This is a genomic window from Bacillus sp. FSL R12-0074, assembly GCF_038005725.1.
Lineage (GTDB): Bacteria > Bacillota > Bacilli > Bacillales > Bacillaceae_G > Bacillus_A > Bacillus_A mycoides.
In genome coordinates this window covers 3,819,268-3,831,636 of record NZ_JBBOTR010000001.1, presented here as the reverse complement: position 1 = coordinate 3,831,636, position 12,369 = coordinate 3,819,268, and the positions used below count along the sequence as shown (strand labels likewise).

The following is a 12,369-nucleotide window of genomic DNA, read 5'->3' as shown; positions in this document are numbered from 1 at the left end:
ATAAGCGATGTTTAGAGTGTATATTTGAAAATAACATTACATTTATTATTTATTTTAATATAAAAATTAATGTATAAATAAAAAATTATTGATACAATAGGTAATTTTTGGGTTTCTCTCGAAGATAGGGATACGTAACGAATAAATAGGATTAAGGAATGTGAGTCTATGAAAAAATTAAGTAAAGTAATGTCATTTTGCTTGGTAGTTAGTATGTTTGTTCTAGCAGGTTGTGAAAAAAGTGAAAACAAAGTTCAAGTAAATGAAAAGATTGAACAGCTTGATGAAGCACCGGAAGTAACAGGAAAAGAAGCGAAAAAGATTGTACGAAAGAGCGTAGATAGGATAGCAAACGCTTTTAGTGAGATGGAAAAAGAAAATGGATGGAGCCGAAATAATCCTGGAGATATGGAGACAGCGAAAAAAGGAGTTAAGGGATTAGTTACAGATAAGTTTGTAGAAAATCAGCTTCCTAAGTCGCTTGACACATTTAATAGGTCTAGAGAGACGGATATGTTGCCATTCCCAATTCATATTGAGCCAGACGTGAGAATAACTTGTTCACAGAAAAATGATGTTTTAAAGATTGAGACGCTTATCCTTGCAAATGATATGGGGAATGAAGCGGAGACGTGGGAATTTGTTTTAGTTTATACCGATGGAAAATGGTTAATGGATAAATGGTCATCAAATACGCCAGTAGATTTAAAGTTAACTAAAGAAGAAGCTAACGAAATTTTTAGAGTTCAAGGTTTCAAGAATGTCTCTTTCGTTAGAGAAGAGAATAGTGGAAATAAGAAATATATTTTTAAAGAAAGTAACGGAGTAGTTGCTGTGGATGCCAAAACATCTGTTATTACTCACAATGTAGATGATGAAGAGCAAGAAAAGGTAACGAAACAAGATTTTATTCAAGAGCAAGAAACAGCTAAGGGAAATGATTCCAGTACGTATACTAGTTCAAAAGAAGAGAAGCAGCCAAAAAAAGAATCTTCTTCAGTATTAGGTAAAACTAAGGCTCTAAATGAGTTAGTTGCTCTAGAAAACGAAGAAAAACATACAAATGTTATGTCAACAAATGACATAGTAAATGAAATAGAAGGAAATTATCAACTATGGGATAATAAACTAAATGAAATTTACAGTACATTAAAAAATACGATGTCAGCTGATGCATTTCAGTCATTAAAAACAAAACAGATTGCATGGGTTAAAGAAAAAGAAAGTAAAGTTACAGCGATTGGTACAGATCCAAATAATGGAACGATGAGACGTATAGAGGCTTCGGAAGAGAAATATAAGATGACAAAAGAAAGATGTTACGAATTAGTTAATGGATATATGAACTAAATTAAAGAATGCGTTGCTAGCAAGCAACGCATTCTTTAAATTTACGCTTTTAATTTCATTACTGTATCAGCATCTGGTGTTACATATAATGTTTGTTGATTGTCATATGTAACAAATCCAAGTTTTGCACCGCTCGGTTTTTTGACATGGCGTACCTTTGTGAAATCTACAGGAACAGAACTAGAATCTTTTGCTTTACTGTAATAAGCAGCGATTTTAGCGGCCTCTTGTAAAGTCTCTTCCGTAGGTTCAAGAGAACGAATGACAACGTGGGACCCAGGTATGTCTTTCGTATGTAACCAAATTTCATCACGACGGGAGAATTTCGTTGTTAAATAATCATTTTGCTTATTGTTTTTACCGACGAAAATTTCTGTGCCATCACTAGCTAAATATTTGTCCAATACTGGTTTTGTCGGTTTTTTCTTTGTGTTTTTCTTCTTACGATTACGTACATAACCTTCTTCGGTCAGTTCTTCACGAATCTCTTCAATATCTTTTGAAGAAGCAACCTCCATTTGTTGAAGTAAGCTATCGAAATAAAGAATTTCTTCATTTGTTTTTACGATTTGTTCTTCTACAATAGCGACTGAATTTTTCGCTTTTTGGTACTTTTGGAAATAGCGTTGTGCATTTTCAGATGGTGTTTTTAAAGGATTTAATGTGATTTTTACAGTCCCACCATTTTCGTCGTAATAGTTAACGACTTCTATCTCTTTATCACCTTTTTTCAAAGCGTACATATTGGCTGTAAGTAGCTCTCCAAATAGTTGATATTTATCTGCTTTTCCGGCATCTTGTAATGTTTTTTCTAGTTTAATTAGCTTCTTTTCGTTTTTTGTTTTTTCATTTTGCATAAAGCGTTCTAAATCGTGAGCTTGTTGTTTTACACGATCGCGCTCTGCTTTACCAAAGAAGAAACGATCTAATAATTCACTAACAGATGAAAATGTTTTTTCGTTTCCTTGTAAGTGAGAAAGAGGGAATAGGTAAAAGAACTCTTTTCCATTTGCTGTTATCATTGCTGGCACGTACTGATGTGTTAGCAAAGGTTTTTGCAAGCTGAAGAAAGCTTCAGATAATGCTTTTTCATTTGCCATACCTGCTTTTTTTACAACTTCTTTTGCAAATAATGGGGAAATTCCCATGAATGCTCCGACAAGTTGTTTGTCCATGTTGCCAGATAAAAAGTCTAGCGGTTTAATAAAATCATCTTCTGTTTCGATAAGAAGCGGATTAACCTTATGTTGTGCGGGTGGGGCAACATATTCAGCTCCAGCATATACAGTACGATGTCGGTTTACCGCTAAAGAAACGTGTTTTAAGCTATCTAAAATAACATTTGTTTTCGTATCTACTAAGATAATATTACTGTGTCGTCCCATTATTTCGATTACTAATGTTTTTACTGATTCGTCACCGATTTCATTGCGACTGCGGACTGTAATTTGAATAATACGTTCTAAGTCAATTTGTTCAATTTTTTCAATAAATCCGCCTTCTAAATGTTTGCGAAGAAGCATACAAAACATCGGCGGTAGCGCTGGTGAATTGTAGTTTTGATTTGTTAAGTGCATACGCGCATATGTAGGGTGAGATGAAAGAATTAGCTTTTGGTTTTTTCCGTTTGCTCGAATATGTAATAAAACTTCATATTTTGAGGGTTGATATATTTTTGAAATTCTTCCTGTTTGAAGAGAATTTGCAATTTCATGTGTAATTGCTCTTGTAAATAATCCATCGAATGCCATGAATGAACACTCCTTTCTAACTAAAAGTTAATTATAGCATTTTTTTGGACGAGGCTGAATAAGCTTTCATTAGAGTATGTCTGGAATCAGGAGGTCGATGGCAGGATGAACTGGTATGAAATGCGAGCACATGAAGTGGAGGAAAGAACGAATACGAATGTGGAGGTAGGTCTTACAGAGCAAGAAGCAGAGGGCCGATTAAAGAAATTTGGTACAAATGAATTGCAAGAAGCAAAGCGGCCTTCTGCGCTTATGGTGTTTTTAGCGCAATTTAAAGATTTTATGGTACTTGTTTTATTTGGTGCTACAATTATTTCAGCTTTTTTAGGAGAGTATATTGATTCGATTGCAATTGTTGCAATTGTTATTATTAATGGTGTCCTCGGTTTCTTCCAAGAGAGGAAAGCTGAAAAATCGTTGGAAGCTTTAAAAGAATTGGCAGCTCCTCAAGTTACTGTACTAAGAAATGGGAAGTGGATAAAAGCGCCGTCAAAAGCACTTGTACTAGGTGATATTATTAAATTTTCTAGTGGTGACCGTATTGGCGCGGATGTTCGCCTTGTGGAATCTTCAAGTTTATATATTGAAGAATCGGCTCTTACAGGAGAGTCATTGCCTGTACAAAAGAAGGTAGATGCGTTACAAGGTCAAGATGTTTCAATTGGTGATCAAAAAAACATGGCATTTATGGGGACGATGATAACGAGAGGTGCTGGAACAGGGGTAGTCGTAGCAACTGGAATGAATACAGCTATGGGGCAAATTGCAAATATGTTGCAAAATGCTGAGCAAATGGAAACGCCATTACAAAGAAGATTAGAACAGCTTGGAAAAATTTTAATTATTGTTGCTCTTATTTTGACGGCTCTTGTTGTACTAGCTGGTGTATATCAAGGGAATGAAGTGTATCACATGTTTTTGGCTGGGGTTTCGCTTGCTGTTGCAGCTATTCCAGAAGGATTGCCAGCTATCGTTACGGTTGCGCTATCACTTGGCGTACAGCGTATGATTAAAAAGAGGGCAATTGTGCGAAAGTTGCCAGCTGTAGAAACATTAGGCTGTGCTTCTGTTATTTGCTCAGATAAAACAGGAACAATGACACAAAATAAAATGATGGTAACACATATGTGGTCAGGCGGAGAATTGTGGAAAGTAACAGGTCAAGGCTATGAGCCAACAGGTTCGTTTATGAAAGGTGAAGAAGTAATTGACCCTACTAAGACGAAATCACTGTATCAACTACTTACATTTGGCTGTTTATGTAATAATGCGAATGTCATTCAAAAGAAAAAGACGTATGTGTTAGATGGAGATCCAACAGAGGGAGCTCTCGTTGCTGCTGCAATGAAGGCGGGAATATCACGTGAAGCTCTTAAAGGAAAGTTTGAAGTCATTCGTGAATTTCCTTTTGATTCAACTAGAAAAATGATGAGCGTTATCGTTCGTGATCGTGAAGGTAAAAAATTTGTTATTACAAAAGGAGCACCAGATGTTCTTTTGCAAATGAGTCAAACAATTTTGTGGGGAAATAAGCAGCAGCCTTTAAGTGAAATGTATCGAAAAGAAGTGCAGGCAGCGATTCATAGTTTAGGAAGTCAAGCTTTACGAACGATTGCGGTGGCATTTAAACCGTTAAAAGCTACAGATTCAATTGAACATGAAAGAGAAGTCGAGCAGGATTTTATGCTTGTTGGAATACAAGGAATGATAGATCCGCCAAGACTAGAAGTGGCGCAAGCGGTGAAAGAGTGTAAGGAAGCTGGTATTAGAACGGTAATGATTACGGGAGATCATAAAGTGACGGCAATGGCAATTGCGGAACAGCTAGGGGTTTTACCGGCGGGTGGACGCGTTGTTGAAGGTGTAGAACTTGCGAATATGGATGTAGAGGCATTAGAAGATATTGTAGAAGATACGTATGTATTCGCTCGAGTGTCTCCTGAGCATAAATTGAAAATCGTTAAGGCGCTGCAAAATAAGGGACATATAGTAGCTATGACAGGTGATGGAGTGAACGATGCTCCAGCTATTAAAACAGCTGATATAGGGATTGCGATGGGAATTACAGGGACAGATGTTGCAAAAGAAGCTTCTTCACTTGTGTTGTTAGATGATAACTTTGCTACGATTAAATCGGCGATTAAAGAAGGTAGAAACATATATGAAAATATTCGGAAGTTTATTCGGTATTTGTTAGCATCTAACGTTGGTGAAATTTTAGTTATGTTATTTGCGATGTTACTTGCACTGCCATTGCCGATGGTTCCAATTCAAATTTTATGGGTGAACTTAGTTACTGACGGTTTACCAGCGATGGCATTAGGTTTGGATAAGGCTGAAGGAGATGTGATGAAGAGAACACCACGCCATCCGAAAGAAGGGGTGTTCGCTAGAGGGCTTGCGTGGAAAATTATAAGTCGTGGTTTTCTAATCGGAGCAGTGACATTAGTAGCGTTTATTATTGCATTTAACCAGCATCCGAATGAATTGAAGTATGCACAAACGGTAGCCTTCGCAACATTAGTACTGGCTCAGCTTATTCATGTATTTGATTGTCGTAGTGAACATTCTATATTTCACCGCAACCCGTTTGGAAATATATATTTAGTAGGGGCGGTTATTATTTCTTTACTGTTAATGCTTGTAGTTATATATTATCCACCATTACAGCCGATTTTTAGCACAATGCCGATACAAGCACGAGATTGGTTGTTAATTGGAGGATTATCATCTATTCCGACCTTCTTATTAGTAGGATCCTTATTAACAAGAAAAAAGGAGAAAAAGAAAAAGCCGCTGTTATATAAGAAGGGATTAAACTTGAAATAGTCAATGATATGAAAATATGATATAATTTACAGAAGGTAGTAGAGTCGCATCTCTATTGCCTTTTTCATTGAGTTATTTCATGGCTTGGATGTGATAAAGATGATTTGTAGTATGACAGGATTTGGAAGATCGAAGGTAGAAAACGATACTTTTCAAATAACAGTAGAAATGAAGTCGGTGAACCATCGTTTTTTAGAAATGAGTATTCGGCTTCCGAAGCAAATGATGGCGTTTGAAGACAAGATTCGTAAAATAATTGCAAAGCAAGTTCGCCGTGGACGTATTGAAGTGTCTATTAGTATAACAGGCGAAGGGCTTGTTGAAAGAAAATTAACTGTGAATTGGGAACTTCTCAAGCAGTACCAATCCATTATGGAAGATATAAAAGGGAAATTTCAATTACAAGATTCTATTACACTCGGGCAACTAATGGGAATGCCAGAAGTAACGGCAGTTGAAGAAATAGAAAATGTAAATGAACAATTTGAAACCGGTTTATATGAAGCTGTTCGCCAAGCTGCTCATATGTTGAAAACGATGAGAGATGGCGAAGGAGAACGATTACATAAAGATATAGCATATCGTTTGCAAGAGATTCATAATTGTGTAAATGCAATTATTCCACATGCACCAATTGTTACACAAAAATATCGTGAACGATTAGAAAATCGCTTAAAAGAATTACATAATCAAGATTTAGATGAACAACGATTGTTGACAGAAGTAGCAATATTTGCAGAGCGTTCAGATATTCACGAAGAATTAGTTCGATTACAAAGTCATTTAGATCAATTTCGTGAAGCACTGCAAATTACAGAGCCTGTTGGAAGGAAAATGGACTTCATCGTGCAAGAGATGCATAGGGAAGTTAATACGATAGGTTCTAAGGCAAATGACTTAACAATTTCAAAATATGTCGTAGAAATGAAAAATAACCTTGAAAAAATTCGTGAACAAGTACAAAATATTGAGTAGCTTTCAAAAAATATATAAAGTTATACGTGGTGGAGAAATCGGATAGACTTACTAGGAGGCGCAAACTATGGCCATGCGGTTTTTAAATATTGGATACGGAAATATAGTATCTGCTCATCGAATTATTGCTATTGTAAGTCCGGAGTCAGCTCCTATTAAACGGACAGTACAGGAAGCGCGTGAACATAATGCTTTGCTTGATGCTACGTATGGGAGAAAAACAAGGGCGGTTATTGTTATGGATGATGGGCATGTAGTATTAAGTCCAATTCAGCCAGAGACGATTGCACATCGTTTGAATAATAAAGAAGATTTAAGTGAGGAAGGGTAGGTTTTACATATTTATGAGAAGTAGAAGAGGATTGCTCATCGTTCTTTCGGGACCTTCTGGTGTCGGGAAAGGAACGGTTCGAAAAGAGCTGTTTAGCCATGAAGACACACGTTTTCAGTACTCTATTTCAGTAACGACACGTAAACCGCGTGAAGGTGAAGTAGATGGTGTGGATTATTTCTTTAAAGAGAGAGAAGAATTTGAAGAAATGATTCGTAATGAAAAGTTACTTGAATGGGCTGAGTTCGTTGGTAATTATTACGGAACACCGATTGATTATGTTGAAAAAACGTTACAAGAAGGAAAAGATGTGTTCTTAGAAATTGAAGTGCAAGGAGCAATTCAAGTTAAGAAAGCCTTCCCAGCAGGTGTATTTATTTTCTTAGCACCTCCAAGTTTATCTGAACTAAAGAACCGAATTGTCGGCCGTGGTACAGAAACTGAAGATGTTATTGAAAATCGTTTAACTGTAGCGAAAGAAGAAATCGAAATGATGGACGCTTATGACTATGTTGTAGAAAACGATCAAGTTGAATTAGCTTGCGACCGAATTAAAGCAATTGTGGTTGGTGAACATTGCCGCCGCGAAAGAGTGGCAAAATACTATAAAGAAATGACGGAGGGTCTATAATTATGTTAAATCCATCAATTGACTCATTATTAACAAAAATCGATTCTAAATATACACTTGTAACAGTAGCTGCAAAGCGTGCACGTGAAATGCAAATTGCTGACAATTGTGTTATTGAAAAGCCTGTTTCTTATAAATGTGTAGGTAAAGCGTTAGAAGAAATCGATTTAGAAGTATTAAAATATGTACCAAGCGATGACACAATAATTGATTAAGACATTCTTTTCGACAAATTAAAACATAGACTTTATAATTTTCTATGTAACGGTAACAACCTATTTACAAGTAGGTTGTTATTTTTTTACGATAGGGATGAAAAGGAATCGAAAAAGACGGAACGAAATACTGGTACTGACGAGCTGGAAATTCTATTTCAGTAGAATAAGTTTGAAAAAGAAAGAGGACGAGTCATATGCTAAAAGGGAAAAAGATACTTCTATGTGTAACAGGAGGCATTGCAGTTTTTAAAGCGGCTGCGTTAACAAGTAAATTGACACAAGCTGGCGCTCTTGTAAAAGTAATGATGAGTGAGTCGGCAATGAAGTTTGTTACGCCTCTTACATTTCAAGCACTTTCTCGCCATGATGTATATACGGATACGTTTGATGAGAGAGACTCCGCTGTTATTGCTCATATTGATTTAGCGGATTGGGCAGATGTTGTACTTGTTGCACCTGCTACAGCTAATTGCATTGGAAAGTTAGCTGGCGGTATTGCTGATGATATGATTACAACTACTTTGTTAGCTACTACAGCTCCAGTGTGGATTGCACCTGCTATGAATGTGCATATGTATGAAAATAAAATTGTTCAAAAAAACATGATGACGTTAAAAACATTAGGATATACATTTATTGAGCCTGGGGAAGGTTTTTTAGCATGTGGTTATGTAGCAAAAGGAAGACTGGAAGAACCTGAAGCAATTATTGGACGATTAGAAGAGGCTTTCTCGGAACAACAACCATTGCAAGGAAAACGAATATTAATAACAGCTGGACCGACACGTGAAAAGATTGATCCGGTTCGTTTTATGACGAATTTTTCTTCTGGAAAGATGGGGTATGCGATCGCAGAAGTTGCAGCAGGCTTAGGTGCTGATGTCATACTTGTGTCAGGACCGACAGCATTAGAGTCACCATTACATGTCACAACAATACAAGTAGAATCTGCACAAGATATGTTAGAGGCAGTCCTTCAGCATTATCAGAGTGTGGATGTTGTCATCAAAACAGCAGCCGTTGCAGATTACCGTCCGAAATATGTTCATGATAATAAAATGAAAAAGAAAAATGGCGATGCTGTAATTGAATTAGAAAGAACAGTGGATATTTTAAAAACGTTAGGTGAGAAGAAGGACCGACAGTTACTTATCGGTTTCGCAGCTGAAACGACAAACATAGAGGAATACGCAACGAGAAAATTACGTGAGAAAAATGCAAATATGATTGTTGCGAATGACGTGAAAGCGCAAGGAGCTGGGTTTGGTACGGATACAAATATTGTGACAATGTATAGAAAAGATGGAGAAATCATTGAGCTGCCACTTTTAACGAAGAAAGAAGTGGCTCGTGAAATATTAAAGCAAATAGAAATGATGTTAGAAGATGATTATGTATGAAGTTTGCAAGTGTAATTGTTGATGTACCTGCACGTCAAACAGATCGACCGTTTGATTATATTATCCCTAGAAAATGGGAAGATATCGTGCAAACAGGAATGCGTGTAGTAGTCCCATTCGGTCCGAGGAAATTGCAAGGTTTTATTATTGGCATAAAGGATTCGGTTGAACTAGAAAGTAAAAAGTTAAAAGCGTTGTATGAAATATTAGATGTCACTCCGGTTTTAAATGATGAATTATTAAAACTTGGGTATTGGCTTACAAGTGAAACGTTATGTTATATGATTTCAGCTTTTCAGGTGATGCTTCCGACGGCGATTAAAGCAACATATAAAAAGCGTCTGCAACTTCGTAACCGAGAAGAAGTAGCACCAGAAATTCTTTCTTTATTTCAAGGGAAGGAAACGATAGATTGGGAAGTTATCGAAGCACAGCCGCACCTATATCGCACTATTCAACAAGAAATTAAAAATGGTACGACTGAAGTGGTTTATCAAGTAAAGGATAAAGTGCAGAAGAAGAAACAAAGAGTAGTTCAACCGGAGTTGCCGGCAGATAAATTGGAATTAGCAGCATTTGAACTGAAAAGTAAAAAACAACAAGATGTACTCTATTATTTTGTAGAAAACTACAAAAGTGTACCGTTAAAAAATTTAACAGAAGAATTACAAATAACAGATGCTCCAATAAAAGCACTTGTTAAAAAGGGTCTAATCTCAGAAAAGTATGTAGAGGTATACCGGAGTCCGTATGACGATGATGATTTTGAACAAACGAAACCATTTCCGCTTACTGAGGAACAAAAACAAGTAATTACACCGATTTTGTCATCAATTACAAATGAAACTTACAATCCATTTTTACTATATGGTGTTACAGGAAGTGGTAAGACTGAAGTGTATTTACAATCTATAGCAGCGGTGCTCGAGAAAGGAAAAGAAGCAATTGTGCTTGTTCCTGAAATTGCGCTAACGCCCCAGATGGTAGATCGCTTTAAAGGTAGGTTCGGTTCGCAAGTTGCAGTTCTTCACAGTGCGCTTTCTGTTGGCGAGAAATATGATGAATGGCGAAAGATATTAAGAAAAGAAGTGAAAGTTGTAGTTGGTGCGCGTTCAGCTATTTTTGCTCCATTCGAAAATTTAGGAATCATTATTATTGATGAAGAGCATGAATCAAGTTATAAGCAAGAGGATAACCCAAAGTATCATGCAAGAGATGTAGCAGTGTGGAGAGGACAATACCATAAGTGTCCAATCGTTCTCGGAAGTGCAACGCCGACACTTGAATCGTTTGCTAGAGCGAAAAAAGGTGTCTATGGGTTGCTTACAATGGAAAAACGTATGAACAAACAAGCTTTGCCGACTGTAGAAATTGTTGATATGCGTGAAGAGCTTCGTGATGGAAATCGCTCAATGTTTTCAAAGGCACTGCATGAAAAAATAGCAGATCGATTAGAAAAGAAAGAACAAATGGTTCTCTTTTTAAATAGAAGGGGTCATTCTACGTTTGTGATGTGTCGTGATTGTGGGTATGTCGTACAATGTCCGCATTGTGATATTTCGTTGACATATCACAAAATGAACCATCGTTTAAAGTGTCATTATTGTAGTCATGAGGAAAATATGCCAACGGAGTGTCCTGCTTGTAATAGTACGTATATTCGTTTCTTTGGTACAGGGACGCAAAAGGTTGAAGAAGAAATCACAAAACTCTTCCCTGAGGCGCGGGTCATTCGAATGGATGTGGATACAACAAGCCGTAAAGGAATGCATGAAAAATTATTAAAGGCGTTTGGTGAAGAGAAAGCAGATATATTACTTGGAACACAAATGATTGCAAAAGGGCTTGATTTTCCGAAGGTGACGCTTGTTGGCGTTTTAACGGCGGATACGATGCTTCATCTACCTGATTTTCGGGCGAGTGAAAAGACGTATCAGCTATTGACACAAGTGAGTGGACGTGCAGGAAGACATGAATTGCCAGGTGAAGTTGTAATTCAAACGTATACGCCGGAACATTACAGTGTAGAATTAGCAAAGAATCAACAATATGATGTATTTTATGATCACGAAATGCAAATGAGGCAAATGAGACAATATCCGCCATATTACTACGTTGTACTTGTAACTGTATCTCATCCGGAGTTATTAAAGGCAGTCCAAGTGACGGAAAAAATTGTCGGTCATTTACGAACGCATTGTTCAAGGCAAACAATGGTGTTAGGGCCGGTTGCTTCAGCAATTCCAAGGATAAAAGATAGATATCGTTACCAATGCATGATAAAATACAAACGGGAACCAAACTTAAAGAACGTGCTCAAAATGGTAAATGAACATTATCAAGCAGAAATGCAAAAAGAGCTACAAATCTCAATTGATTTTAATCCAACAATGTTAATGTAGCGGAGGGAAATATGGCAGTTTTAGAAATTGTAAAGCATCCAAATGAAGTGTTAGAAACACCATGCGAAAGAGTAATTAACTTTGATAAAAAGTTAGTGAAATTGTTAAAAGATATGCATGAAACAATGTTAATTGCAGACGGAGTTGGTCTAGCTGCGCCACAAGTGGGTGTAAGCTTACAAGTTGCTGTTGTTGATATAGGTGATGATACGGGTAAAATTGAATTAATTAATCCTGTTATTTTAGAAAAACGTGGTGAACAAGTAGGTCCCGAAGGCTGCTTAAGCTTTCCGGGACTTTATGGTGAAGTGGAGCGTGCAGATTACATTAAAGTACGTGCACAAAATCGTCGCGGTAAAATATTTTTATTAGAAGCGGATGACTTCTTAGCGCGTGCAATTCAGCATGAAATCGATCATTTACACGGTGTTTTATTTACATCTAAAGTGAAAAGGTATTATGAAGCAGGCGAATTAGAATAG

The 12,369-nt window shown here is 36.8% G+C and carries 10 protein-coding genes; 9 read left to right on the top strand and 1 reads right to left on the bottom strand.

Translation table 11 applies throughout. The features are described from left to right. Positions 1–168: 168 nt before the first annotated feature. Positions 169–1,350, top strand: a complete 1,182-nt coding sequence (locus tag NSS97_RS19760) for a lysozyme inhibitor LprI family protein (RefSeq protein ID WP_044442880.1) — start codon at positions 169–171, stop codon at positions 1,348–1,350. Positions 1,351–1,391: 41 nt separating this feature from the next. Here NSS97_RS19760 and NSS97_RS19755 read toward each other — a convergent pair whose 3' ends face one another. Beyond that, a complete protein-coding gene (locus tag NSS97_RS19755) occupies positions 1,392–3,101 on the bottom strand; it encodes an Rqc2 family fibronectin-binding protein (protein ID WP_002014489.1) in 1,710 nt (569 codons plus the stop codon). 105 nt (positions 3,102–3,206) lie between these two features. On the opposite strand from NSS97_RS19755, the gene NSS97_RS19750 reads away from it, so the two are divergent. The 8 genes from NSS97_RS19750 (at position 3,207) to def (ending at position 12,369) form a co-directional block, all read left to right on the top strand. Then, a complete protein-coding gene (locus tag NSS97_RS19750; protein WP_002033778.1) occupies positions 3,207–5,930 on the top strand; it encodes a calcium-translocating P-type ATPase, SERCA-type in 2,724 nt (907 codons plus the stop codon). A 99-nt stretch (positions 5,931–6,029) separates the two neighbouring features. Further along, on the top strand, positions 6,030–6,905 hold the full coding sequence (locus NSS97_RS19745) for a YicC/YloC family endoribonuclease (RefSeq protein ID WP_002088227.1): 876 nt from the start codon (positions 6,030–6,032) through the stop codon (positions 6,903–6,905). 67 nt (positions 6,906–6,972) lie between these two features. Beyond that, positions 6,973–7,236: an extracellular matrix/biofilm regulator RemA gene (gene remA, locus NSS97_RS19740; RefSeq protein WP_001251456.1), complete on the top strand. Its 264-nt coding sequence runs from the start codon at positions 6,973–6,975 to the stop codon at positions 7,234–7,236. Between the two features lie 13 nt (positions 7,237–7,249). Continuing rightward, the gene (gmk, locus tag NSS97_RS19735; RefSeq protein ID WP_002014492.1) at positions 7,250–7,867 is read left to right on the top strand and encodes a guanylate kinase; all 618 of its coding nucleotides are present in this window, start codon (positions 7,250–7,252) and stop codon (positions 7,865–7,867) included. A 2-nt stretch (positions 7,868–7,869) separates the two neighbouring features. Beyond that, entirely contained in the window at positions 7,870–8,082 is a 213-nt protein-coding gene (rpoZ, locus tag NSS97_RS19730; RefSeq protein ID WP_002014493.1) for a DNA-directed RNA polymerase subunit omega, read from the top strand. A gap of 197 nt (positions 8,083–8,279) precedes the next feature. Continuing rightward, a complete protein-coding gene (gene coaBC, locus NSS97_RS19725) occupies positions 8,280–9,485 on the top strand; it encodes a bifunctional phosphopantothenoylcysteine decarboxylase/phosphopantothenate--cysteine ligase CoaBC (protein WP_002014494.1) in 1,206 nt (401 codons plus the stop codon). Further along, positions 9,482–11,887 carry a primosomal protein N' gene (priA, locus tag NSS97_RS19720; protein WP_341113867.1) on the top strand — a complete coding sequence of 802 codons (2,406 nt, stop codon included), beginning with the start codon at positions 9,482–9,484 and terminating at the stop codon, positions 11,885–11,887. Before coaBC ends, priA begins: the two co-directional genes overlap by 4 nt. Before the next feature lie 11 nt (positions 11,888–11,898). Next, a complete protein-coding gene (gene def / locus NSS97_RS19715; protein WP_002014496.1) occupies positions 11,899–12,369 on the top strand; it encodes a peptide deformylase in 471 nt (156 codons plus the stop codon).

Bases quoted from the DNA above. Each gene is read 5' to 3' on its own strand.
- NSS97_RS19760 (WP_044442880.1), top strand. From the start codon at position 169: ATGAAAAAATTAAGTAAAGTAATGTCATTTTGCTTGGTAGTTAGTATG.
- NSS97_RS19755 (WP_002014489.1), bottom strand. From the start codon at position 3,101: ATGGCATTCGATGGATTATTTACAAGAGCAATTACACATGAAATTGCA.
- NSS97_RS19750 (WP_002033778.1), top strand. From the start codon at position 3,207: ATGAACTGGTATGAAATGCGAGCACATGAAGTGGAGGAAAGAACGAAT.
- NSS97_RS19745 (WP_002088227.1), top strand. From the start codon at position 6,030: ATGATTTGTAGTATGACAGGATTTGGAAGATCGAAGGTAGAAAACGAT.
- remA (WP_001251456.1), top strand. From the start codon at position 6,973: ATGGCCATGCGGTTTTTAAATATTGGATACGGAAATATAGTATCTGCT.
- gmk (WP_002014492.1), top strand. From the start codon at position 7,250: ATGAGAAGTAGAAGAGGATTGCTCATCGTTCTTTCGGGACCTTCTGGT.
- rpoZ (WP_002014493.1), top strand. From the start codon at position 7,870: ATGTTAAATCCATCAATTGACTCATTATTAACAAAAATCGATTCTAAA.
- coaBC (WP_002014494.1), top strand. From the start codon at position 8,280: ATGCTAAAAGGGAAAAAGATACTTCTATGTGTAACAGGAGGCATTGCA.
- priA (WP_341113867.1), top strand. From the start codon at position 9,482: ATGAAGTTTGCAAGTGTAATTGTTGATGTACCTGCACGTCAAACAGAT.
- def (WP_002014496.1), top strand. From the start codon at position 11,899: ATGGCAGTTTTAGAAATTGTAAAGCATCCAAATGAAGTGTTAGAAACA.